Annotated in this window: 18 protein-coding genes and 1 other RNA gene; 4 read left to right on the forward strand and 15 right to left on the reverse strand. The window is 72.7% G+C overall.

The annotated features are described in order from the left end of the window. The first annotated feature begins 452 nt into the window (after positions 1-452). Entirely contained in the window at positions 453-983 is a 531-nt protein-coding gene (locus tag ACWDAK_RS09750) for a DUF6624 domain-containing protein (protein ID WP_344636332.1), read from the forward strand. A 53-nt stretch (positions 984-1,036) separates the two neighbouring features. Here the strand turns inward: ACWDAK_RS09750 and ACWDAK_RS09755 are convergent, their stop codons facing one another. The 3 genes from ACWDAK_RS09755 to ACWDAK_RS09765 all read right to left on the reverse strand — a co-directional run bounded on the left by ACWDAK_RS09755 (position 1,037) and on the right by ACWDAK_RS09765 (position 2,319). Next, positions 1,037-1,213, reverse strand: a complete 177-nt coding sequence (locus ACWDAK_RS09755; RefSeq protein ID WP_425557596.1) for a hypothetical protein — start codon at positions 1,211-1,213, stop codon at positions 1,037-1,039. 209 nt (positions 1,214-1,422) lie between these two features. After that, the gene (locus ACWDAK_RS09760; protein ID WP_344636333.1) at positions 1,423-1,695 is read right to left on the reverse strand and encodes a DUF3039 domain-containing protein; all 273 of its coding nucleotides are present in this window, start codon (positions 1,693-1,695) and stop codon (positions 1,423-1,425) included. A 54-nt stretch (positions 1,696-1,749) separates the two neighbouring features. Further along, the gene (locus ACWDAK_RS09765) at positions 1,750-2,319 is read right to left on the reverse strand and encodes a YqgE/AlgH family protein (protein WP_344636334.1); all 570 of its coding nucleotides are present in this window, start codon (positions 2,317-2,319) and stop codon (positions 1,750-1,752) included. Between the two features lie 281 nt (positions 2,320-2,600). Here ACWDAK_RS09765 and murA point away from each other — a divergent pair, with 281 nt between their 5' ends. Further along, positions 2,601-3,941 carry a UDP-N-acetylglucosamine 1-carboxyvinyltransferase gene (gene murA / locus ACWDAK_RS09770; RefSeq protein ID WP_344636335.1) on the forward strand — a complete coding sequence of 447 codons (1,341 nt, stop codon included), beginning with the start codon at positions 2,601-2,603 and terminating at the stop codon, positions 3,939-3,941. A 91-nt stretch (positions 3,942-4,032) separates the two neighbouring features. Here murA and ACWDAK_RS09775 read toward each other — a convergent pair whose 3' ends face one another. From ACWDAK_RS09775 to ftsE, 9 genes are all read right to left on the reverse strand, one after another. Next, positions 4,033-4,314 (reverse strand): HU family DNA-binding protein, encoded by a 282-nt coding sequence (locus tag ACWDAK_RS09775; RefSeq protein WP_045303480.1) that lies wholly within the window; start codon positions 4,312-4,314, stop codon positions 4,033-4,035. Between the two features lie 491 nt (positions 4,315-4,805). Then, positions 4,806-6,278, reverse strand: coding sequence for an NAD-dependent malic enzyme (locus ACWDAK_RS09780; RefSeq protein WP_344636336.1), 1,473 nt, complete (start codon positions 6,276-6,278; stop codon positions 4,806-4,808). 453 nt (positions 6,279-6,731) lie between these two features. Next, the gene (locus ACWDAK_RS09785; RefSeq protein WP_449806452.1) at positions 6,732-9,053 is read right to left on the reverse strand and encodes a HelD family protein; all 2,322 of its coding nucleotides are present in this window, start codon (positions 9,051-9,053) and stop codon (positions 6,732-6,734) included. A gap of 377 nt (positions 9,054-9,430) precedes the next feature. Continuing rightward, positions 9,431-9,809, reverse strand: a transfer-messenger RNA (tmRNA) gene (ssrA, locus tag ACWDAK_RS09790). Between the two features lie 91 nt (positions 9,810-9,900). Continuing rightward, positions 9,901-11,211 (reverse strand): alpha/beta hydrolase, encoded by a 1,311-nt coding sequence (locus tag ACWDAK_RS09795; RefSeq protein WP_344636338.1) that lies wholly within the window; start codon positions 11,209-11,211, stop codon positions 9,901-9,903. A gap of 80 nt (positions 11,212-11,291) precedes the next feature. Beyond that, complete coding sequence (gene smpB / locus ACWDAK_RS09800; RefSeq protein WP_344636339.1) at positions 11,292-11,768, reverse strand: SsrA-binding protein SmpB; 477 nt, start codon at positions 11,766-11,768, stop codon at positions 11,292-11,294. Positions 11,769-11,847: 79 nt separating this feature from the next. Continuing rightward, on the reverse strand, positions 11,848-12,954 hold the full coding sequence (locus tag ACWDAK_RS09805; RefSeq protein ID WP_344636340.1) for a S41 family peptidase: 1,107 nt from the start codon (positions 12,952-12,954) through the stop codon (positions 11,848-11,850). Positions 12,955-13,052: 98 nt separating this feature from the next. Continuing rightward, positions 13,053-13,961 (reverse strand): permease-like cell division protein FtsX, encoded by a 909-nt coding sequence (ftsX, locus tag ACWDAK_RS09810; RefSeq protein WP_344636341.1) that lies wholly within the window; start codon positions 13,959-13,961, stop codon positions 13,053-13,055. A gap of 54 nt (positions 13,962-14,015) precedes the next feature. Continuing rightward, positions 14,016-14,705 carry a cell division ATP-binding protein FtsE gene (gene ftsE / locus ACWDAK_RS09815; protein ID WP_344636342.1) on the reverse strand — a complete coding sequence of 230 codons (690 nt, stop codon included), beginning with the start codon at positions 14,703-14,705 and terminating at the stop codon, positions 14,016-14,018. A gap of 341 nt (positions 14,706-15,046) precedes the next feature. On the opposite strand from ftsE, the gene ACWDAK_RS09820 reads away from it, so the two are divergent. Continuing rightward, positions 15,047-15,244 carry a hypothetical protein gene (locus ACWDAK_RS09820; RefSeq protein WP_344636343.1) on the forward strand — a complete coding sequence of 66 codons (198 nt, stop codon included), beginning with the start codon at positions 15,047-15,049 and terminating at the stop codon, positions 15,242-15,244. 137 nt (positions 15,245-15,381) lie between these two features. On the opposite strand, the gene prfB is transcribed toward ACWDAK_RS09820, so the two are convergent. The 3 genes from prfB to ACWDAK_RS09835 form a co-directional block, all read right to left on the reverse strand. Further along, the gene (prfB, locus tag ACWDAK_RS09825) at positions 15,382-16,494 is read right to left on the reverse strand and encodes a peptide chain release factor 2 (RefSeq protein ID WP_344636344.1); all 1,113 of its coding nucleotides are present in this window, start codon (positions 16,492-16,494) and stop codon (positions 15,382-15,384) included. Between the two features lie 35 nt (positions 16,495-16,529). Continuing rightward, entirely contained in the window at positions 16,530-17,828 is a 1,299-nt protein-coding gene (locus ACWDAK_RS09830) for a serine/threonine-protein kinase (RefSeq protein WP_427394019.1), read from the reverse strand. Positions 17,829-17,986: 158 nt separating this feature from the next. Further along, on the reverse strand, positions 17,987-19,870 hold the full coding sequence (locus ACWDAK_RS09835; RefSeq protein ID WP_427394020.1) for a serine/threonine-protein kinase: 1,884 nt from the start codon (positions 19,868-19,870) through the stop codon (positions 17,987-17,989). Between the two features lie 387 nt (positions 19,871-20,257). On the opposite strand from ACWDAK_RS09835, the gene ACWDAK_RS09840 reads away from it, so the two are divergent. Beyond that, the gene (locus ACWDAK_RS09840; RefSeq protein ID WP_427394021.1) at positions 20,258-23,110 is read left to right on the forward strand and encodes an FtsK/SpoIIIE domain-containing protein; all 2,853 of its coding nucleotides are present in this window, start codon (positions 20,258-20,260) and stop codon (positions 23,108-23,110) included. The last annotated feature ends 291 nt before the right edge of the window (positions 23,111-23,401 follow it).

Genomic DNA, 23,401 nt, shown 5'->3' on the forward strand with positions numbered 1-23,401 from the left:
CGTCCGGTTCACCAGGATTCCACCGTGCTCCACTTGCTCGTCAAACTGCCTGACCCTCCCCCGGATCTTCTCCGGACGGGAGAAGCACCCAGCGGCCTCCGGCCGGGGTCTCAGCCCCATCGGCAGTGCGGCCTGGCCCGTAGGGTACGGGCGATGGGTGCGGCTTGGGCAACTCTGGCACACAAAGCGTGGTGATCATTTCCCGGCCGGCGCGGGCAAGCCGGCCGATTCCCGGACGAATCCGGCCGGAGTCCGCCGCGATGCCGTCCGAACGGGATCGATCGGTCACCAGTTCTTGACGTCCTGCCACCCGGGCGGGTTCCGGCACCGGCCGTCCCGGTGGATCAATTCTCGCCCAGTCGAGCGCCCCGTGTCACCGTCCCCGGGGATGATCTTGGTCGCATTCGGCGGACCTAGCGTGGAGGCACCCGACCCCGTACCGAGGAGCCCGGATGACCCAGCGACAGACACCTCCCGCCCCGGCCGAGCTCGCCGAGCTCGCTGCCGAACTGACCGCGATGGCCGCCGCCGACCACGCCGCCGTCACCACCGCCCACAGCCCCGACCTGGCCGAGCAGCTGACCTGGCGGCGGCTGACCGCCCGCCACGGCGAGCGGCTGGACGAGATCATGGACGCGTACGGCTGGCCCACGGCCGACCTGGTGGGCCCGGAGGCGGCCCGCGCGGCCTGGCTGATCGCCCAGCACTCCGACCGCCGAACGGACATCCAGCGGCGGGCCCTCGAACTGATGACGGCGGCCGTACAGGAGGGCCTGGCGGACGCCCGCGATCTCGCCTTCCTGCACGACCGCACCCTGGTCAACGAGGGCCGCCCGCAGATCTACGGCACCCAGATCGGCGCGGTGGTGGACGGGGCCCCCGTCCCGTGGCCGTGCGAGCAGCCCGACCGGATGGACGAGCTGCGCGCCGAGGTCGGCATCGAGCCGTTCGCCCTCTACACGGCCAGGCACGCTCCGCGCTAGCCGCCGACCCGGGTGAGGCCGGCGCCCGCTCACGGCAGTCGGCCCGATCGCCGTCAGACCGCCGACGGCGGCCCGTCCAGGGGTTGGCCGACCACGCCGGGGCGGCACTGCCGGGGACGGGGCCCGTCGCCCGGGCGGCACTCCACCCCGAGCGCGTCGAGTCGCGCGCAGTGCGCCGCCATCCGCCGCTCGAAGCCGGCGGGATCCCGCTCGCCGGGAGCGGGCAGCACGGACCCGACGTCCGCCGGTCCGGCTTCGGCGGTCAGGGTGGTGGCAGGCCCGAGCGGGAACTCCTCGGCGTTCCGGGCACGGACAGCACGCAGCGGGGCAGCGACGAGATCCGCAGGAACACCGGCCGTGCGGACCGTCCTGCCCCGCGCGGTTCGGCCGGCACGGACCGGAACCGGTCCCGCCCGGTCACCGCGTCAACGGGGACGGCCTACTGCTGGTCGTCGCCCTGCGGCTTGTCGATCCCGTCGAAGATCTCCTTGCACATCGGGCAGACCGGGTACTTCTTCGGGTCGCGCCCCGGTACCCAGACCTTGCCGCACAGTGCCACCACGGGAGTGCCGGACAGGGCACTCTCCATGATCTTGTCCTTCTGGACGTAGTGGGCGAAGCGCTCGTGGTCTCCGTCCCCGTTGGACACCTGGGGGACGGGCTCGACCAGGGTGCCGGTGCCGAGGCCGCGCTCGGGCTCAAGAGTGCTCATAGGTGCCTAGTCTATGGGGGCGGCTCGGAAGGCGGCCAGCTTCCCGGGGGCGGGTCAGTTCAGGGTCGGGTCGTCCGGGTAGGTCGCGAGTATCGCCAGCGGGCCGCGCTGGCGGCGCAGCACCGAGCGCCAGAGCCGCTCGGGTTCCGGGCAGGAGATGTCCCCGGGCTCGGCGTCGACCAGGTGCCAGGCGCCCTCGGCGACCTCGTTCTCCAGCTGCCCCGGCGACCAGCCGGAGTACCCGGCGAAGACCCGCAGCGCGCCCAGCTCCCCGGCCAGCACCTCGGGCGGCGCCTCCAGGTCGACCAGGCCGATCGCCCCGTGCACCCGCCGCCAGCCGAGCGGTTCGGCCTGGCCCGGCTCGCCGGGCACCACGGCCACCGCGAGTGCCGAGTCCAGGGCCACCGGTCCGCCCTGGAAGACCACCGGGGGCCGGCCGGCCAGGTCCGCCCAGCCGTCCAGCACACTGCCCACCTCGATCGGGGTCGGCCGGTTGAGCACGACGCCGAGCGCGCCCTGCGCGTCGTGGTCGAGGAGCAGCACCACCGACCGGGCGAAGTTCGGGTCGGTCAGCAGGGGCGTCGCGACGAGGAGTCGGCCGGTGTGCGAGAGGGCCGGTGTCATGCCCACATGATCCCGCAGTTGGGGCCTTCGCGGGCGCCCAACACGAAAGCCCACGACGGCTACCGAACACCCGTACGGACCAACCCGGACGCCATGCGGGGCCCGCACAGGCCACGATCACCAATAGGGCGCAAGGGAACCAATCGCCCGGCCATTACCATCTACGTGGTGGTGGCCCCCTGTCTCGATCGAGCCATGGTTGCCGTGCGCCTGCCTGCCACCCGTAGAGCGCCACCGCAGGCCCCTGCCCCTTCCCATGGCATCCCGTGATTGCGAGAACGATGACCGACGACGTCCTGCTGGTCCACGGCGGCAACCCGCTGGAGGGCGAGATCCAGATCCGCGGCGCGAAGAACCTGGTGCCCAAGGCCATGGTCGCCGCGCTGCTCGGGCAGGGCCCGAGCCGCCTGCGCAATGTCCCGGACATCCGGGATGTGAAGGTTGTGCGTGGATTGCTCCAGCTCCACGGCGTGACGGTGCGCACGGGCGACGAGGACGGCGAGCTCATCCTCGACCCCTCGCACGTGGAGAGTGCCAACGTCGCGGACATCGACGCGCACGCCGGCTCCTCGCGGATCCCGATCCTGTTCTGCGGCCCGCTGCTGCACCGCCTCGGCCACGCCTTCATCCCCGGCCTCGGCGGCTGCGACATCGGCGGCCGCCCGGTGGACTTCCACTTCGACGTGCTGCGCCAGTTCGGCGCCACCATCGAGAAGCACCCGCAGGGCACCTACCTGGTCGCCCCGCAGCGGCTGCACGGCACCAAGATCGAGCTGCCCTTCCCCTCGGTGGGCGCGACCGAGCAGGTGCTGCTCACCGCGGTGCTCGCCGAGGGTGTCACCGAGCTGCGCAACGCCGCCATCGAGCCGGAGATCGTCGACCTGATCTGCGTGCTGCAGAAGATGGGCGCGATCATCTCGATGGGCACCGACCGCACCATCCTGATCACCGGCGTGGACGAGCTCGACGGCTACACCCACCGTGCGCTGCCGGACCGCCTGGAGGCCGCCTCCTGGGCCTGCGCCGCGCTGGCCACCAAGGGCGACATCTACGTCCGGGGCGCCCGCCAGCTGGAGATGATGACCTTCCTCAACACCTTCCGCAAGGTGGGTGGCGCCTTCGAGGTGGACGACGAGGGCATCCGCTTCTGGCACCCGGGCGGCGAGCTCAAGGCGATCGCCCTGGAGACCGACGTGCACCCCGGCTTCCAGACCGACTGGCAGCAGCCGCTGGTGGTCGCGCTGACCCAGGCCACCGGGCTGTCCATCGTGCACGAGACGGTGTACGAGTCGCGGCTCGGCTTCACCGGCGCGCTGAACCAGATGGGCGCGCACATCCAGCTCTACCGCGAGTGCCTGGGCGCCACCCCCTGCCGCTTCGGCGCGCGGAACTTCCAGCACTCCGCGGTGGTCTCCGGACCGTCCAAGCTGATCGGGTCCGAGCTGGTCATCCCGGACCTGCGCGGCGGCTTCTCGTACCTGATCGCGGCGCTGGCCGCCGAGGGCACCTCGACCGTGCACGGCATCGACCTGATCAACCGCGGTTACGAGAACTTCATGGCGAAGCTGCGCGACCTCGGCGCTCACGTCGAGCTGCCCGCCGAGCAGCTCGCCACGATCTGATCACCGCACCCGCAACGACCGATGGCCGGTCCCCCCGAGGGGGGACCGGCCATCGCCGTCTGTGCTGGACGCGGCTCCGAGGAGCCCGGCGTCACTTGCCCTTGGCGGCTTCCTTCAGCTTCGAACCAGCGCTGACCTTGGCGCTGTAGCCCGCGGGGATCTGGATCGGGTCACCGGTCTGCGGGTTACGGGCGGTACGGGCGGCACGGTGGGTGCGCTCGAAGGTCAGGAAGCCGGGGATGGTGACCTTCTCGTCACCCTTGGCAACAACCTCACCGACGACCTCGGCGAAGGCGGCCAGCACGGCGTCGGCGTCCTTGCGGGTCACCTCGGCACGGTCGGCCAGAGCGGCCACCAGCTCACTGCGGTTCATGTGTACTCCTGTGGTCTGTTCGCGTTGCGTGTGCGGGGCCCCATCGGTCCCCCTCCGGGGGCACCCGGCGGGCCGCTGGTCCGCACACTGTGCTCGTTCAGGCGAGGGTTGGTCAGGGGTCGGGCTTGCACCCCGAAGCGCCTCAAACCGCACTGCCTGGGTACGAATCCTGCCCCGACCGGCACTGAGAAAGCCAATCGGGATCCGGCGAGGTTGACCCGAACAGCGCCCGCCGGACGGAGTTGTGACACTCCGTCGGCTCCGGCGGACCGGAGCGGGCGGCGGTCGGGACGACACGCCGGGACGCCGGAAGGGACGTTCCGTACTTGTCGGACACGCCGCCCCGTGCAGGGCTACCGTACGCCCTGGCACCGACAAGCCCAAACACGCCCCTTCCCCTTGTGTCGCAAGGGTTCGGGGCGTGTAAGGGAGGTTTTGGTAGCTAATCGCACATTTGACCGGCTGTGCGACACGCCGGGCCGACACTCCGGTCAGATCTTGATGGCCGGGAACGAGGCGGTGTCGAGCGTGCCGACGATGCCGGGGGTGGGCTTCTCCGGGGCCGGCTCGCCCTCGCGGGCGGCCAGCGCCGCCTCCCGGACGGCGGCGGCCACGGTCTTGGCCACGTCCGGGTGGAACACGCTGGGGATGATGTAGTTGGCGTTGAGCTGGTCGTCCAAGACGGTGGTGGCCAGCGCCCGGGCGGCGGCGATCATCATGTCGGTGTTGACCGTCTTGCTCTGCGCGTCCAGCAGGCCGCGGAAGACGCCGGGGAAGACCAGCACGTTGTTGATCTGGTTCGGGAAGTCGCTGCGGCCGGTGGCGACCACGGCGGCGCTCTGCCGGGCCACGGCCGGGTCGACCTCCGGGTCCGGGTTGGCCAGCGCGAAGACGATCGCGTTGTCGGCCATGGCGGCGATGTCGTCGCCGTCCAGCACGTTCGGGGCCGAGACCCCGATGAACACGTCCGCGCCCGCCACGGCCTCCTTGAGGCTGCCGGTACGGCCCGAGCGGTTGGTGTGCTCGGCGATCCAGCGCAGGCTGTCGTTGAGGTCGTCACGGCCGCTGTGCACCACACCGCGGACGTCCGCCACGGTGGCGTGCTCGACGCCGGCGGCCAGCAGCAGCTTGAGGATCGCGGTACCGGCGGCGCCGGCACCCGACATCACCACGCGGATGTCGCCGATCTCCTTGCCGACCACCCGCAGCGCGTTGGTCAGCGCGGCCAGCACCACGATCGCGGTGCCGTGCTGGTCGTCGTGGAAGACCGGGATGTCCAGGGCCTCGCGCAGCCGGGCCTCGATCTCGAAGCAGCGCGGGGCGGAGATGTCCTCCAGGTTGATGCCCGCGAAGCCCGGGGCGATCGCACGGACGATCTCGACGATCTGGTCGGCGTCCTGGGTGTCCAGGCAGATCGGCCAGGCGTCGATGCCCGCGAAACGCTTGAACAGGGCCGCCTTGCCCTCCATCACCGGCAGCGCGGCCTGCGGGCCGATGTTGCCCAGGCCCAGCACCGCGGAGCCGTCGGTGACCACGGCGACGCTGTTGCGCTTGATGGTGAGGCGGCGGGCGTCCTCGGGGTTCTCGGCGATCGCCATGCAGACCCGGGCGACACCCGGGGTGTAGATCATCGAGAGGTCGTCACGGTTGCGGATCGGCAGCTTGGACGACATCTCGATCTTGCCGCCGAGGTGCATCAGGAAGGTGCGGTCCGAGACCTTGCCGATCGAGACACCCTCGATCGTCCGGAGCTTCTCGACGATCTCCTGGCCGTGCGCGACCGAGGCGGCCGCCACGGTCACATCGATCCGCAGGGCCTCCAGCCCCGAGGCGGTCACGTCCAGACCGGTCACCGAGCCACCGGAGGACTCGACGGCCGTCGTGATCGAGCTCACGGCGTTGCCGGTGGCCGGGACCTCCAGACGCACCGTGATCGAGTTCGAGACACTTGGCACCGTCGCCATCGACGTCCTTCTTCCATCCACTCAAGAGGCTTGGCGGCAGGACCCCGGCTTCAACATCCCGTTGCAGTCGGCCCCGCGCACGCTAGACCTCGATCGTCGCACCTACCAGTGGGTAGTCAGAAATATTGGTCATTAATTGCACGGGCCCCACAACGGACTATCCGGTCATCGGGCCCGGACGCGGAAAAACCGCCGCGGACGGCTGGCCTTCGTCCGGCGATGCGTTACATTGGACGAGACACCGGCTCGATCCAAGCCCCCGGGCCCAACCTTCGTCGCTTCGAGCGACCACTTGCCGCGAGGCGAGCATGGCGGGTCGGTGTCACCTACGTGATGCGAAGGCCCCCACCACTGGTGGGGGCCTTCGTCGTTGGCGGGCCGTCAACTCCGCGCGGACGGGCGGGCCCGCCGAGAGGGGACGGGCCGGGGCGCGGGAGCCGCGCCCCGGGGCCGCTAACCGTGCAGCAGGGCCGGCACGCCGTCCGAGTCCGGGAGGTCGTCCGGGCCGGAGAGGACGGTGAGGCGCTGGGTGGCCCGGGTCAGGGCGACGTACAGCACCCGCAGACCGGCCTCCGACTCGCCGGCGATCCCGGTGGGATCGGCCACCACCGTGGCGTCGTACTCCAGGCCCTTGGCCTCCAGGCTGCCCAGCGCCACCACCCGGTCCCCCAGCCCCTCGGCCCACCGGGCCGCCTCGGCCCGGCGGTCCATCGGGACGACCACCGCGACCGTGCCGTCCACCTCGGCCAGCAGCCGGGCCAGCTCGGCCCGGGCGGCCTCGGCGAACGCCTCCGGTGCCGGGTCGTGCACGGCGGCGAACCGCGGCGCGATCCCGGTCGAGCGGACCGCGCTCGGCGAGGGAGTCCCCGGTGCGGCCAACGCCAGCACCTTGGCCGCGACCTCGGCGATCTCGGCGGGGTTGCGGTAGTTGACCGTCAGGGTGTGGCGGCGGCGCGGCTTGCCGGCGAGCACCTCGTCCAGCGCGGCCTGCGCCTCCTGGGGGTAGGGCCAGGACGACTGCGCCGGGTCGCCCACGATCGTCCAGGTCGCCATCCGGGAGCGACGGCCGATCATGCGCCACTGCATCGGGGTGAGGTCCTGCGCCTCGTCCACGATCACGTGGGCGTACTCGCGGCGCTCGACCGGCGCCCGATCCCGCTGGCGGCCGGTGCGGTCGGCGAAGGTGGTGACCTCCTCCAGACCGGTCAGCAGGTCGACCGCGTCCACCTCGCGCACCTTCGGACGGGCCGGCTCGCCGAGCAGCAGCTGCAGCTCGTCGATCAGCGCCGCGTCGTGGGTGGAGAGCGCGCCGTCGCCGCGGTCGGTCAGGTGGCGCCAGGAGGCGGCGAGCAGCCTGGCCTCGTCCGGGGTGACGGCGCGGCGGGCGATCCGGTTGGTGTGCCGGCTGTGCTTGAGCGTGGCCAGCACCCGGCGCGGGGTCAGCGCGGGCCACCAGGCGTCCAGGAAGTCCAGGAAGGACGCCTCGTCCGAGACGTACTCGTCGAAGGCCTCCCGCTCCTCCTGGCGCTGCTCCCGCTCGAAGTGGCTGACGGGCTTGGGCAGGTGCCTGGTCGCCTGCTGCCAGAGCGCGTCCAGCAGCAGGCGGCGGGCGCGCGGGCGCAGCAGGTTGAGCGGGGTGCCGCCGCTGCCGACCACGTTGCCGCGCACCGCCTTGAGGCGGCCGGCGTCCAGCCGCAGCGCCTCGCCCCGGGCGAAGACCTTCAGCTCGGTCGGCGCGTCCAGCTCCAGCGCGGCGCGGGCCGCCCGCCGCAGCAGTTGCACCATCCGGGCCGAGCCCTTGACGTGGGCGGCCTCGGGGGTGTCGTACCGCTCCGCCTCGATGCCGTCCACCAGGCTGCCGACCGCGCGGATGGCCACCTGGCCCTCCTCGCCCAGCGCGGGCAGCACGCCCTCGGTGTAGGAGACCAGCAGCGGGGTCGGGCTGACCACCAGGATGCCCCCGGCGTAGCGGCGGCGGTCCTGGTAGAGCAGGAAGGCGGCGCGGTGCAGGGCGACCGCGGTCTTGCCGGTGCCCGGGCCGCCGGTGACCAGGGTGGCCCCGGCCGCGGCGGCGCGGATGACCTCGTCCTGCTCCTTCTGGATGGAGGAGACGATGTCGCGCATCGAGTGGCTGCGGGCCCGGCCGAGCGAGGCCATCAGCGCGCCGTCGCCGACCACGGCCAGCTCGCGGCCGGCCAGGGTGGGGGTGAGGTCGGGGCGCAGCAGGTCGTCCTCGACGCCGATCACCCTGCGGCCCTTGGAGCGGATCACCCGGCGGCGGATCACCCGGCCCGGCTCGACCGGGGTGGCGCGGTAGAACGGCGCGGCGGCGGGGGCCCGCCAGTCGATCACCAAGGGGCCGTACTCGGCATCCAGCACACCGAGGCGGCCGATGTGCAGGGTCTCCGCGACGGCCGGGTCGGCCGGGTCCAGCGGGGTCTGCGACGGGATGCCGTGCTCCTCGGGCGCGTCGGCCTGCTGGAGGTCGACCCGGCCGAACAGGAAGTCCTCGAACTCGCTGTTGAGGCGGTGCAGGTGGGCTCCGGCGCGGTAGACCTGGGCGTCGCGCTCGGCGAGCGCGCCGGGCGTGCCGACCTGGACCCGCTTCGCGGCGTCCTCCAGGATGTACTCGGCCTCGGCTAGCTTCTCCTCGAGACGGTGGTAGACGGTGTCGAGGTGACGCTGCTCCTCGGCGATCTCACGGTCGCGGACGGTGTCGCCCTCGTTGTCGATGACGCCGGCGGCAGTGGATTCGGCGGTGCTGGTGCTGTGCATGGCGGTGCTGTGCATGGCCTCGGTGGTTGCGGCGGTGAACTGCTGGGCTGAGCCGTGCGCGCCCAAAGAGCCCCCTGAGGTGCGTCCTGCGGGTGATGGATCGCCGCTCTGCGGGAGAGAAGGCGGACGGATGATCCTACGCCAGGCCACCTCACAACGGGATATGCGGCAGAGGCGCAGTAGATCACGTCCCTCGGACGCCGTCGGGCGTACGAGCGGGGGACACCGCGCGAGCGCCCGGAGCGGGGCCGCCCGCCGGCTCCGCCGTGTCGCGCCCGGCCGCTCGCCGAGGAGGCCCGGTCGGACCGACTGCTCACGGAGAACGAAAACACGAGAGCCGCCCTCCGGAACGGAGGACGGCTCATGTGCACATGGGATGGTGGAGATGCCGGGAATCGAACCCGGGTCCAGTGGAGTGGATTCAGGGCTTCTCCGAGCGCAGTCCGCTGTGCTTTTCTCGGCCCTGGCGGTCACGCGGACAAGCCGCCAACAGGCCCAGCTGCTGTTTGATTTCCCCGCCTCCCCCGCAGCCCGGGAGGAGGGTTGAGTTCCCTAGATTATGCCAGGATCCGGGTCGGGAACGCCCCGGGCTGACACCCATTCACACTCGCTGATCAGGCAGCGAGAGCGAACTGCTGGGAATCGCGCTTAGAGTTGGCGATTATTTTTTTGCGACAGATGGTTAACGAGATCATTGCCGCGTTCCTCGGCTCGCTTCCCCTGTTTCGACTTCCCCTGTCGAAACCGATCATCCCCATGTTTTGTTGAGAAACAGCTCCGCAGGAGCGGACCCCCGCGGTGTTGCTTGGGCCATGGTACGCGCAGCAACCGGCAGGGGTCCAGCTCATTACGGCAGGCTCGGCGCCGGCTCCGGCTTGTTGGCGGTGGCGGCCGTCGGCCGGGAGCCGGGGGTGCCGACCTGCTGGGCGAGCACCGCGAAGTCGTGCGCGAAGGCGCCGGCGGCGAACTGCCAGACGTGCTTGCCGGGCAGCACGGTCAGGTGGACCGAATAGCCGGCCTTGTGCAGCGCGGGTTCCAGCTGCTGCTTCATCTGGGTCGTCTGCCGGGCCTCCTGGTCGCCGGCCATCAGCACCGCGGTGACACCCTTCGGGAACTTCGGGTGGTGGGCGAGCACCGTCATCGGGTCGTTGGCGGCCCAGGCCGCGGCGTCACCGCCGTACAGCTTGGCGATGGTCTGCTCCTTGTTGCCGGTGTTCGGCCCGAGGTCGCCGGAGATGTCGAGGAAGTGCCCGAAGACCCCCGGGTGGGTCACCGCCATGGTGAGGGCGCAGGTGCCGCCCATGGACCAGCCGGCCACGCCCCACTTGCGCGGGTCGGTGGCGGTGCCGAAGGTGCTCTCGACGTACGGCGGCACGTCCTTTATCAGGTGGTCCTGGGCCTTCCCGGCCGGGCCGTTGGCGCACTCGGTGTCCACCTTGAAACCGCCGCTGGGATCCACGAAGACCATGACCGGCGCGAAGCCCTTGTGCTTCTTGGCGTACGCGTCGGCGGTCTGCGCCGCGTTGCCGATCCGGATCCAGTTGTCGGGGGCGGAGAACTCGCCGCCGATCATCTCGATCACCGGCAGCTTGGGCCTGCTCGCGCTGCGGAACCAGGCCGGCGGCAGGTAGACCAGCTCCTGGCGGTGGTTGAAGTTGCTTGCCGTGGTCGGGATGTCCACCGTGACGATCCGGCCGGTGCTGGTCTTGCCGGTGATGCTCTTCGCCTGGTCCACGGTGATCTGGCTCGGCAGCGGCTGGTCGGTCAGCTCCCCGATGGCATCGCCCACGGTCGGGTAGTAGCCGGTCTCCTGGTTGATCACGTTCGCGCCGGTGGCGACCGCGACCAGGACGGCCACCGGCACCGCGGCGCGCTGCCACCAGCGTCCGCCGCGCCAGCCGACCACCAGGACGGTCAGCGCCATGATCGCGACACCCGCCCAGACCCACAGGCTGAACGGCAGCGGATCGGTGATCCCGGACAGGTAGAGCACACCGAGGGCGACCAGCACCGTGAGCAGCACGGTCACGCCGAGCGCCACCGGCAGTCGGCGGAGCCGCCACCGGGAGTCGCGCCAGCCGACCGCCGCCAGCAGCGCCAGCACGGCCACGACCTTCATCGTGACCGGGAGCCAGCCTTGAAGCAGGGAGACATTCACCGGGCGATCGTACTTACGATCCGCCGCGGGTCCGTCCGGCAGGTGCCCTTGGGACGAAACTGCGACAGTCCCGGGACGTGTCAGCGTTGACGGCGGCGGGCCGCGGCGACCGCGCGGTCGGCCTCTCGGCGGTCCTGCTTCTCGCGCAGCGTCTGCCGCTTGTCGTACAGCTTCTTACCCACGGCCAGCGCCAGCTCGAGCTTGACCCGGCCGTCCTTGAAGTAGAGGGAGAGCGGCACCAGGGTGTGGCCGGTCTCCCGCACCTTGGACTCGATCTTCCGGATCTCGATCTTGTGCAGCAGCAGCTTGCGCTTGCGGCGGGCGGCATGGTTCGTCCACGTACCCTGGGTGTACTCAGGGATGAAGACGTTGTCGATCCATGCCTCGTGCCCCTGGATGTACGCGTAGCCGTCCACAAGATTGGCACGACCCTCGCGCAGCGACTTCACCTCGGTACCGGTGAGCACCAGGCCGCACTCGTAGGTGTCGAGGATCATGTACTCGTGCCTCGCCCGCTTGTTCTGGGCGATCAGCTTCTGTCCCTTTTCCTTTGCCATAGCGCGGACATTCTCGCACTTCGCGAGACCGCTCGGCAGCCCCTTTTGCCCCCGGTCGGGACGTCCGCCGGACAGGCCCTCAACCCCGGCCCAGTCCGGAGAGCACCGTGTCGGCCAGCGCCAGCGCGTCCTGCGGGGTGCCGCCGGCCGGGAGCGGGACGTCGGGAGTCAGGCCGGTGCCGTCCGGGGTGCGGCCGGCGGGGGTGTGGTAGCGGCCGACGGTGAGCTCCAGGACCGAGCCGTCGGCGAGCCGGCTGGGCTGCTGGACCGTTCCCTTGCCGAAGGTGCGGAAGCCGACCAGCACTGCGCGGCAGCGGTCCTGCAGGGCGCCCGCGAGCAGTTCGGCCGCACTCATGGTGCCGCCGTCGACCAGGACCACCAGCGGGGTGGCGGTGTCACCGCCCCTGGCCGCCGTCAGCTCGTGCCGTTCGCCCCGCGACTCGTACCAGCCCACCTGGCCGCCGTCCAGGAAGACCGAGGCGGTCCGGGCGGCCTCCTCGACCAGGCCGCCGGAGTTGCCGCGCAGGTCCAGCACCACGCCGCGGGCGCCTTGGACGGCCGCCCGCACCTGCTCGGCCACGCCGTCGGTGAAGCCCCGGACGGCGACCCTGACCACCCCGGGGCGCGGGCGCTCCACCGCCACCTCCTGCGCCGCCAGCAACTGCCGCCGGAGCGCCAGCTGCCGCACCGGGCCGCCCGGACGCTGTACGCCGAGCGCGACGGCGGAGCCCGCCCCACGGCCGCCGCGGCCCCGGCCGCGCAGCCGGGCCACCACCTCGGTGACCGGCAGCCGGTCGGTCGGCACGCCGTCCACGGACAGCAGCCGGTCGCCAGCCGCGATCCCGGCCCGCTCGGCCGGACCGGAGGGCTGCACCTGGGAGACGGCGGTGCCGCCGTCCGGCAGCCGCCCGACCGTCAGGCCCACCCCCGGGTACCGGCCCTGGACGAAGTCCCGGTACGCCTCCGGGCTGTAGTACGCGGCCCACGGGTCGCCCCCGGTGGCGGCGAACTGCTCGGCCTGCTGCGGGGTCAGGTCGACGGCCCGGCGCGCGGTGTCCATCGAGGCCGGCCGGGGCGGCCCGGGCGGTTCGCCCCACGCGCCGGTGGCCGCGCCCGCCAGTAGCACGGCGCCGAACACCAGGGTGAGTGTGGCGCCTTGCCGTACCCCGCTCGGTGTTCGTGCCATGGCACCGGAGTCTAGGCGCACCGGCCCGCCGCGGCGGGCGAACGCGGAACGGCCCCGGAACGGCACGCTGCCGTTCCGGGGCCGTGGTCGACGCCCGGTCAGACCTTCAGGTACTTCCGCAGGGTGATGAAGGCGGCGATGCCGGCCATGCCCATGCCCACCACGACCAGCAGCGGGATCACCGTCAGCACCGAGGAGAGCCCGATGAAGTGGATGAACTGCACCCGCTGGGCCAGGAAGTTCTGCACGAAGAAGTGCCCGGCCAGCAGCAGCCCGGACGCCATGACGGCGCCGAGCAGCGCGGCGAACGCGGCCTCTGCGATGAACGGCATCTGGACGTAGAAGTTCGACGCACCGACCAGGCGCATGATGCCGGTCTCACGGCGCCGGCTGAAGGCGGACACCCGGACCGTGTTGACGATCAGCAGCAGCGCCACGAAGAGCATCAGCACCATGATCACGAAGGCCGCGGTCTGAAGGCCGTTCAGCAGGCCGAACAGGTTCTCCAGGATCTTGCGCTGGTCCTCGACCGACTTGACGCCCGGCTTGCCCGCGAAGGCGCTCTGCACGACGTCGTACTTCTCCGGGTCGTTCAGCTTCACCCGCCAGGACTGCGGCATCGCGTCCGCGCCGACCGCGGCGAGCAGCGGGTTGTCCGGGTTGGTGTCCTTCCAGCGCTTGTACGCCTCCGCCGAGCTCTCGTAGGTGGACGACTGCACCAGCGGCATCTTGTCCAGCTGCGTCTTGACGTCCTTGACCTGCTGGTCGGTGGCGGCACCGGCCGAGCACTGGGCGGAGGTCTTGGCGTCGGACTTGGTACAGAAGTAGATGCTCACCTCGACCTTGTCGTACCAGTAACCCTTCATCGAGTTGACCTGGTCCCTGACCAGGAGGCTGGCACCGGCGAGGGCGAGCGAGAGCGCGACGCTGACGACGACCGCGATGGTCATCGTCAGGTTGCGGCGGAGACCGACACCGATCTCCGACAGGACGAACTGGGCGCGCATGCTTTTCTCACTCCAGGGTCAATGCGGGTGGGGCGACGTGGCGGGCGGGGCGTCTCAGTGCTGGTAGCCGTAGACGCCGCGGGCCTGGTCGCGGACCAGCAGCCCCTTGTCGAGCTCGATCACCCGCTTGCGCATCTGGTCGACGATGGCCTGGTCGTGAGTGGCCATCAGGACGGTCGTTCCGGTGCGGTTGATGCGGTCCAGCAGCTTCATGATGCCGACCGAGTTCTGCGGGTCGAGGTTACCGGTGGGCTCGTCCGCGATCAGCAGCATCGGACGGTTGACGAAGGCCCGGGCGATCGCCACGCGCTGCTGCTCACCACCGGAGAGCTCACCGGGCATCCGGTCCTCCTTGCCGCCGAGGCCGACCAGGTCGAGGACCTCGGGCACCACCTTGTTGATGGCGCTGCGCGGCTTGCCGATCACCTCGAGGGCGAAGCCGACGTTCTCCGCGACGGTCTTGTTCGGCAGCAGGCGGAAGTCCTGGAAGATCGTGCCCAGTTGGCGCCGCATGTGCGGCACCTTCCAGTTGGACAGCTTGCCGAGGTCCTTGCCCATCACGTGCACCGCGCCGGTGCTCGGACGCTCTTCGCGCAGGCACAGTCGCAGGAAGGTGGACTTGCCCGACCCCGAGGAGCCGACCAGGAAGACGAACTCGCCCTTCTCGATCTCTAGCGAGACGTCCGACAGGGCGGGACGGTTCTGCTTCGGATAGGTCTTGGAGACGTTGTCGAATCTGATCACGGCTGCATCACGGTGGCCATCCTAGGTGGAATGGCGTCCGGCCCGGTCAAACCTCCGTGACCCGATCGTTAGACTCAGGGACCGGAGGGCGCGACCCGTGGCGCCTTTCCTCGGTCGGCAGGAGCGGCCGTCTGCCCCTCCTTCAGCCTGGGACCATACGCGACCCGCGTGAGGACTCGCAGGCCCCACCCGGAAGCCTGAGGTGAATGTCCGGTTTTGCCCCAAAAATTGCGAGCGATTTCACAGCACACGGGCCGTACTGTCCAGAACCTGGCACAGTGGAGAGAAGCGGAACCGAAGCCGCGTCCGGTGCGTTGGCTTAGCAGCAAGGAGGAGATCGCATGACCTGCGACCATCTGGTATGCGCCAACTGCAACGGCCGCGTGAGCGAGGGCCGCTGCCCGGTGTGCCGCGCCAACCGCGCCCGGCTCCGACAGGAGCAGGGCCCCCTGGCCGCGCTGACGCCCGCCACCCTGATCGCCCTGCTGTTCGGGCTGCTCGCGGTGGCCCTGCTGGCCAGGCAGGCGCTGGCCCAGTAGACCCCAGGACGCCGAAAGGGCCCCCGGTCACCCGGGGGCCCTTCACGTTACGGCTTCGACCTGCGGCACCCTGGCGCCGCACACACCGCAGGCCCCGACGCCGTGCCGGTCGTCCGTCGGGGTCGATGTCCTCCCGATCAGGAGGCGGCGGTCTCCCGCTGCTTGCGCCAGCGGATACCGGCCTCGATGAAGCCGTCGATGTCGCCGTCCAGCACGGCCTGCGGGTTGCCGACCTCGAACTCGGTGCGCAGGTCCTTGACCATCTGGTACGGGTGCAGGACGTACGAGCGCATCTGGTTGCCCCAGGAGCTGCCGCCGTCCTTGAGCGCGTCCATCGCGGCCTTCTCCTCCTGGCGGCGCCGCTCCAGCAGCTTGGCCTGGAGCACGTTCATCGCGGAGGCCTTGTTCTGGATCTGCGAGCGCTCGTTCTGGCAGGAGACCACGATGCCGGTCGGCAGGTGGGTGATCCGGACCGCCGAGTCGGTGGTGTTGACGCCCTGGCCGCCGGGGCCGGAGGCGCGGTACACGTCCACCCGCAGATCGCCCTCGTCGATGTCGACGTGGTCGCTCTGCTCCACGACCGGCAGGACCTCGACACCGGCGAAGGAGGTCTGGCGGCGGCCCTGGTTGTCGAACGGCGAGATGCGCACCAGGCGGTGGGTGCCCTGCTCGACCGAGAGGGTGCCGTAGGCGTACGGGGACTTCACGGTGAAGGTCGCGGACTTGATGCCGGCCTCCTCCGCGTAGGAGGTGTCGTAGACCTCGGTCGAGTAGCCGTGCCGCTCGGCCCAGCGCAGGTACATGCGCATCAGCTGCTCGGCGAAGTCGGCGGCGTCCACGCCACCGGCCTCGGCGCGGATGTTGACCAGGGCCTCACGGGCGTCGTACTCGCCGGAGAGGAGGGTGCGGACCTCGAGCTCCTCGACCGCCTTCTTGACGGCCACCAGCTCGCCCTCGGCCTCGGCGCGGGTGTCCGCGTCGTCCTCGGACTCGGCCAGCTCGAACAGCACGGCCAGGTCGTCGACGCGGCCGCGCAGGGTCTGCACCTTGCGCAGCTCTCCCTGCAGGAAGGAGAGCCGGCTGGTGACCTTCTGCGCGTTCGCGACGTCGTCCCACAGGTCGGGGGCGGCTGCCTCCTCCTCCAGGCGTGCGATGTCGGCCCGGATCTTGTCCAGGTCGAGGACGGCCTCGATCGACCCCATGGTCGACTCGAGGTTCTTGAGCTCTTCGGAAGGATCGACGGCTGCCACGTAACCAAGACTAATGGCTCCGCGGGCAAGCTCGGCTACAACCGGGGGATCAAGGGCGCATCCAAGGGGCTCGGGGCCACCGGAACGCTCCTCACCGGGCTCACCATGCCCGCCCGGCCGCCGCCGCGACCCCCACCGCCTCCGGCGAAGGCGGCGAACGCGGCCGCCGCTCCCGCCACCAGCAGCACCACCGCGATCAGCACCGCGATCGTCCGGCGGCGCCGGACCAGGGCCCGGCGGCCCTTTCGGGAGGCGCTCGGGGCGGCACTGCGCTGGGCGTCCGACTCGGCCGCGTACGAGGCCAGCTCGTTCGGGGAGGGGCGGCGCAGGCTGGTGTGGGTGTCCCGGGTGGAGTCCGGGGACGGGCCCGGGACCAGCGGTACGGCGGGACCGCGGCGGCGGCGGTGGGTGCCGGGACCCGCGTCGGTCTCGGCGTAGACCGCCTCGCCCAGGGTGATCGCCTCCTCGACGGGCGGCTTGCCCTGTGCCGGGACGGCCAGCGGCGGAAGCCCGCTCAGCGCGGGCAGCTGCTCGCGCAGCCGCTCGGCCAGCTCGGCGGCGCGCAGCCGGGAGGCCGGGGCCTTGGCCAGGCACTCGGCGATGATCCGCCAGAGGCCGTCCGGCAGCCCCGGGACGGGCGGCACGGACTCGGTGACGTGCCGGCGCAGCACCGCCCCGGTGTGCCCGCCGCCGAACGGGGTGAAGCCCGCCAGGACCTCGTAGAGCACGGTGGCCAGGGCGTAGATGTCGACGGCGGCCCGGGGTTCCAGGCCCTCGATGATCTCGGGGGCGAGGTAGTCGGGGGTGCCGATGATCCGGGTGGCGCGGGTGCGGCGCGGGGCGTCGACCAGGCGGGCGATACCGAAGTCGGTGAGCTTGGCGCGCGGGGCGCCGCCGGCCGCGGGCGGGGCGGCGAGGTCCAGCAGGACGTTCTCCGGCTTGACGTCGCGGTGCACGATCCCGGCCGCGTGCGCGGCGGCCAGGCCGTCCGCGACGTCGGCGATCACCGAGACGGCGCGCTCCGGGCTGAGGACGCCGTCGCGCTCCAGCCGGGTGCGCAGGTCGGTGCCCTGCACCAGCTCCATCACCAGGGCCAGGTCGCTGCCGTCGACCACCATGTCGTGCACGCCGACCACCCGGGGGTGGTCCAGGCCGGTGAGGGCGGCCCGCTCCTGGACGAAGCGGCCGACGAGGACCTGATCGGACGCCAGGTCCTCACGCAGCAGCTTGACTGCGACCGGCCCGTCCGGCCCCTCGCCGAGCCAGACGGTCCCCGCGGAACCCCGGCCGATCACCTGGTGGACGGTGTACCGGCTGCCGATCTTGCGTGCCAATGCTGCTCCGTGGGCTCGGTAGGTCGGTGCTCAGCGACCAACCTACGCGCCTCGGAGCCCTCCGGGAGACGCCGGGAGGGCTCCGGGGGAGGCCGGTTGACGACAAATATCGTGAATTGTCGACATAGTGACAGAGTCACGAACTGCCGGGCCGTCAGCTACTTCGTGTACTTGCCGATCCAGTCGCTCACGCTGGTGTACCAGCCGTGCACGGTGTCCCAGTAGTGCGGGAGCGGTGTGAAGTTCCACAGCGCCACCCCCGCCACGGCGAGGATCAGCAGCACCATCAGGCAGCCCTTGAGGCACCCCAGGCCCGGAATGTACATCCTGTTCGGGCTGCGGCGGCGCGGCTCGCGTGCCGGAGGCTCACGCCGGGGCTCGGGGTCGCGCGGCCGGGGATCGCGCGGCCGGGGAGCCGGCGGCTCGGCCCGGCGCGGCGGCGCGGGCTCGGCACGCCGGGCCGGGCTGGGCGCGGGGGCAGGCGCGGGCTGGGGCGCGGGCGCCGGGTACGGCTGCTGGTAGCCCTGCGGGGGCCTCGGCTGCTGGTAGCCCTGCGGGTACGGCTGCGGGCCGCCGTAGGGCGGCCCGCCCGGGCCGCCCTGGCTCGCCCGGTACGGCGGCGGGGCGACGGGCGGCCGCTCGGCGTAGCCGGGGCGCTGCCGCCCCTGCGGCGGGCCGTACGGCGGCTGCCCCGGGCGGGGTGCCTGGTACGGGGGCGGGGCCACCTGCGGGGCGGCCAGCTCCTCGGGGTCGAAGTAGCCGATCTCCGTCTGCTGGTTGCGGTCCCTGGCAGCCCGCAGCTGGGTCTGCCACGGGTGCGGCGTCTCGGCCTGCGGCGGGGCGGCGGGCCCGGCCCCAGGCACCGGCGGCATCACCGCGGTCCGGTCCGCGGGCCCGCCGGGCTGGGTGCCCATCAGCTGGGTCCGGTCCTCGGCGCCCGGCTGGGTGCCCATCACCTGAGTGCGGTCCTGCGCCCCGAACTGCTGCGGCGCCCCGCCGAAGACCTGGGTGGCGGCCGCCGGGTCGTAGCCGCCCGCGCCGGTGGGCAGCACCTGGGTCGGGGCGGCGTCACCGAGGCCGGGCCCGGCGACGGCGGCAGCGTCGGGAGCGGCGAAGGAGGCGGCCAGCGCCGCGTCGGGCAGCAGCAGCGCGCCGACCTCGATCGCAGCGTCCACGGCCGCCGGCGAGGAGTGCACCCCGATCCCGGCGGCGACCACCCGAAGGGCGTTGGCCAGCGAGACCGCGCTGGGACGCTCGGCCGGGTTCTTGCGCAGGCAGCGCTCGATCACCGTCCACAGCGGCTCGGGCATGGTGCGCGGGCGCTGCGGCTCCTCGCGCATGTGCGCGGCCAGGATCGCCACCGGACTGTCGCCCTCGAACGGCGGGCGGCCGGTGACCAGCTCGTACAGCATGATCCCGGCGCCGTAGACGTCCACCGCGGCGGTCTGCGGGCGGCCCTCGGCGGACTCCGGGGCGACGTACGCGGGGGTGCCGACGAACTCGTGGCTGCGGGTGATGCCCGGGGAGTCGGCGAGCCGGGCGATGCCGAAGTCGGTGAGCATCGGGTGCATCCGCTCGGCACCGTCCACGGTGACGGTGGCGAGCAGCACGTTGGCCGGCTTGAGGTCCCGGTGGACGATGCCGTCGGCGTGGCTGGCGGCCAGCGCGTCGGCGATCTGGGCCATCAGCAGCGCGCCCGCGACCGGGCTGAACGGCCCGTTGGCCCGCAGGTAGCGGAACAGGTCCGGCCCCTCGACCAGGTCCATCACCAGTGCCAGCAGCTCGCCCTCGACCACCAGGTCGCGCACCCGGACGATGTTCGGGTGGGTGAGCCGCAGCAGCACCGAGCGCTCGCGCAGGAAGCGCATCACCACGTCCGGGTCGGCCGCCAGCTCCTCGCGAAGTATCTTGATCGCGACCGGCCGCCCGGGCTCGATCCCGGGTACCGCGGCGTCCTCCCGCACCTGGGCGCGCCACACGGTGCCGGTGGCCCCGCGCCCGAGGGTCTCCTCAAGCAGATACTTGCTGCCGACTGGCCGCACCTGTGACTCTCCCTCCGCGCCCTCCATCGGCCGAGGAGGGGCCCGTTCGCGACGGGCTGCGGGCCCGTGTTCCCGGAAACTCTAACCGCGTCCGCTCGGCTTTCCGAGGCAGCCGCCGGACCGCGCCGGGCACGGCTCAGGGGTCTCCCCTAGGGGTGGGACGGGGGGCAGGTTGACCTGACTGCCCGTCGGCTCCACCATGGCGATCATCGCAAGATCGTCAAATCCGGTACCGGGCGCGCGCTGTCCCTCCCTGGTGGCAGGATGGCATGCGCCACACGTGTGACGGCAGGCAAGGGTACGGCCCCGGTCAGCCCCCGGCCGGTCGATCTTCCACTGACGGCACCACCCGGGGTGCGGGGCTCCGGGCAGTGCCCGGCTGATCACGTGCCCGAGGTCGACCGGCAGGGCCTAGACGAGCAGAAGGGACCGGGCGAGATGCAGATCCGGCTGACCGTCCTCCGACCCCGCAGCGGCTCGGCCGCCGCCGGATCCACCACCGACGTCCTGGTCACCGCCCCCGCGGGCACCGCGCTCGGCTCCGTCGCGGGCGCCCTCGCGGGCGCGGTCGGCGTACGCGGCCCGCGCTCCGCCACTCACGTGCACCTCTACGCGGGCACCCAGCGCCTCGACGACCAGGTACTGCTCGGCCACCCCCCGCTGCTGGACGGCACCGTCCTCTCCCTGAACGAGCCCGACCCCGACGCCGACGAGCCCGTCGACGAGGCCCTGCCCGAGCTGCGGATCGTCGGCGGCCCGGACGCCGGCGGCGTGCACCGGCTGCACGGCGAGGAGATCCAGGTCGGCCGCTCCAGCCAGGCCGACGTACCACTGGACGACCCCGACGTCTCCCGGCTGCACCTGGCCCTGCACCTGGCCCCCGACGGCCGGGTGACGGTCCGTGACCTGGGCTCCACCAACGGCACCACGGTGGACGGCCACTTCCTCCGCGGCGCCGCCGCCGACCTGCCCGAGGACGGGCTCGTCCGGCTCGGCGAGTCCACCCTGCAGGTCGCCCGGCCCGGCGCCGCCGCCCACCCCGCTCTAGGGGAGATGTCAGGGTCCGCCCGGCAGCCCGTACCGGACGGGCAGGGCCGCCTCGAGATCGCCCCCGCACCGCCCACCAGGCCGCTGCCCGCCGAGCCGGCAGCGCCCCCGGCCCCCGAACCGCCCTCCCCCGGCGGGCGCGCCCGGGCCCTGCTCTCCCGTACGCTCGGCCGCTCCGCCGCGCCCGATCCGCAGCCCAGCGCCGCCCGGCAGCACGCCGCCGCCCGGCTGCGGCAGACCGCCGCCCAGCGCGAGCGCTGGCCCGACCCGGCCCAGCTACTGCTCACCGCGCTCGGCACCGGCCCGCGGCTCTGGGAGCGCGCCCCGGCCCACCCCGACGCGCTCGTCCTCCGGCTCGGCACCGCCGACCGGCCCGGCGGCCCCGGTACGGCCCCGGGCACCGTGCTGCCCTCCGTCCCGGTCACGGTGGACCTGCGCGGTGCCGGCAGCCTGGGCCTGACGGGACCGCGCGCCCGGCTGCTCGGGCTGGCCCGCGCGGCCGTCGCCCAGCTCGCCGCCCTGCACCCGCCGAGTGCCCTGAGCCTGGTCCTGCTCAGCACCGAGGAGACCGCGGCCGACTGGTCCTGGGCCCTGTGGCTGCCCCACCTGCGGCCCGCCCACGGGCAGGACTGCCGGCTGCTGGTCGGCTTCGGCCCCGAGCAGGCCGAGGCCCGCCTCACCGAACTCACCGCCCGCACCGGCCAGGACACCACCGCCGCGGCGCCCGCCACCGTCCTGCTGGTGGACGGCGACCCGGGCAGCCCGGCCGCCCGCCGCGCCCTGGAGCTGCTGCTCGCCCGACGCCGAGCGGTCCACCCGCTCTTCCTGGCCGAGCACCCCGACGAGCTGCCGCCGGGCCTCGGCGCCACCGCACGCATCACCGGTGAGGTCGCCACCCAGCTCACCGTCCACCGCCCGGCCGCCAGGGGCCGCGAGGTGATCGAGGACGTCTCGCTGGACGCCGTCTCCGCCGCCTGGGCCGAGCGGCTCGCCCGGGTCCTCGCCCCGCTCACCGAGACCTCCCCGACCAGCCGCGGCCCGCTGCCGGACGCGCTGCGCCTGCTCGACCTGCTGCGGCTGGACACCGTCACCCCCGCCAAGCTCTCCGCCCGCTGGGACGCCCTGCCCGCCAGCCCGAGCACCGCCACCGCACTGCTCGGCACCACCCGCGACGACCACTGCACCATCGACCTCGCCGACCCCGACCTGGCCGGTCCGCCGTCCTTCACCGGCGGCGAGACGACCGGGCCGCACCTGATCGTCGGCGGGGCCAAGGGCTCCGGCAAGACCGAGCTACTGCGCACGCTGGTCGCCTCGCTCGCCGTCTCGGAGCGGCCGGAGCGACTGCGGATCATGGTCGTCGAGGGACGCGGTTCGACCGGCCCGGACGACCCGTCCGGCTTGCGCAGCTGCACCGACCTGCCGCATGTGACCGAGCACCTGGACGCCGCCGCCGAGCCCCGGCAGGCCCTGCTCACCGCCGAGTGGCTGCTGGACGAGCTGGACCGGCGCGAGGCCGTCCTCGGCGACCTCGACTTCACCTCCTGGCACACCACCCGCGTCCTCGGCGGTACGCCCGGCGCGGCCCTGGTCATCGCGGGCGGCGTCAGTCCGGCCGCCCTGGCGGGCGCCGGTGCCACCTCCCGGGCGTCCGGGCCGCTCACCGGGGCGGACGTCCGGCCGCCGGCACCCGCCCGGCTGGTCGTGGTGGTCGACGACTACGACGCGCTGCTCGCCCCCACCTCCCCCGCCGGACGGCCACTGGCCCGCGCCCTGGCGGCCGTCGCCCGGCGCGGCGGGCGACTCGGGGTGCACCTGGCGGTCAGCACCGGCTCCCCCGAGGAGACCGCCGGTACGGAGGTCGACGAGGCGGCCCAGCTGCGGATCGCCCTGCGGACGGCCGACCCGGCCGACTCCGACCTGCTGATCCACCTCGGCGATGCCGCCGCCCTCCCCGAAGGCACCCCCGGCCGGGGCTACCTGCGGCGGCCCGACGGCGGGGTGGCGGCCTTCCAGGCCGCCAGGGTGAGCGGGCGCATCCCGCGCACCGCGACCCTCCGGCCGACCGTCGTGGCCGTCGACCCGGCACAGCTCGGCGCTCCGCCGACCCGCCGACCGGTCCGCGAGCTGGGCAACGGCCCGACCGACCTCGCCCTCCTCGCCAGCGCCCTCCAGCGCGCCGCCGCCCCCTGACGGGGCGCGCAGCGCCCCCTCGGGGGGGGGCGGGCGAGCCCTCAAGCGCGGGTGAGCCCTCAGGCTCGGGTGAGCGTGAGCCCTCAGGCTCGGGTGAGCGTGAGCCCTCAGGGGCGCGGGGGACTGCGCGAGAGGCCCTGCAGCTCCTTTACCGGACCGGTCACGCCGTTCCCCGCGCCCCTGAGTGGCTGCAACTCCCGCACCCGGGTTCAGCGCGGCACAACCGCCTTCCGCCCCGCGCCGCTCCCCGCGCCCCTGACAGCTCATCCGCCCCGCCCCGGAAACCCGCGA

Source organism: Kitasatospora sp. NPDC001175 (genome assembly GCF_053598215.1).

Coding starts and splice junctions, on each gene's coding strand:
- ACWDAK_RS09765 (WP_344636334.1), bottom strand. CDS start 2,319: ATGACACCGGCCCTCTCGCACACCGGCCGACTCCTCGTCGCGACGCCC.
- ACWDAK_RS09805 (WP_344636340.1), bottom strand. CDS start 12,954: ATGGCACGAACACCGAGCGGGGTACGGCAAGGCGCCACACTCACCCTG.
- murA (WP_344636335.1), top strand. CDS start 2,601: ATGACCGACGACGTCCTGCTGGTCCACGGCGGCAACCCGCTGGAGGGC.
- ACWDAK_RS09750 (WP_344636332.1), top strand. CDS start 453: ATGACCCAGCGACAGACACCTCCCGCCCCGGCCGAGCTCGCCGAGCTC.
- ACWDAK_RS09760 (WP_344636333.1), bottom strand. CDS start 1,695: ATGAGCACTCTTGAGCCCGAGCGCGGCCTCGGCACCGGCACCCTGGTC.
- smpB (WP_344636339.1), bottom strand. CDS start 11,768: ATGGCAAAGGAAAAGGGACAGAAGCTGATCGCCCAGAACAAGCGGGCG.
- ACWDAK_RS09785 (WP_449806452.1), bottom strand. CDS start 9,053: ATGCACAGCACCAGCACCGCCGAATCCACTGCCGCCGGCGTCATCGAC.
- ACWDAK_RS09820 (WP_344636343.1), top strand. CDS start 15,047: ATGACCTGCGACCATCTGGTATGCGCCAACTGCAACGGCCGCGTGAGC.
- ftsX (WP_344636341.1), bottom strand. CDS start 13,961: ATGCGCGCCCAGTTCGTCCTGTCGGAGATCGGTGTCGGTCTCCGCCGC.
- ACWDAK_RS09775 (WP_045303480.1), bottom strand. CDS start 4,314: ATGAACCGCAGTGAGCTGGTGGCCGCTCTGGCCGACCGTGCCGAGGTG.
- ACWDAK_RS09780 (WP_344636336.1), bottom strand. CDS start 6,278: ATGGCGACGGTGCCAAGTGTCTCGAACTCGATCACGGTGCGTCTGGAG.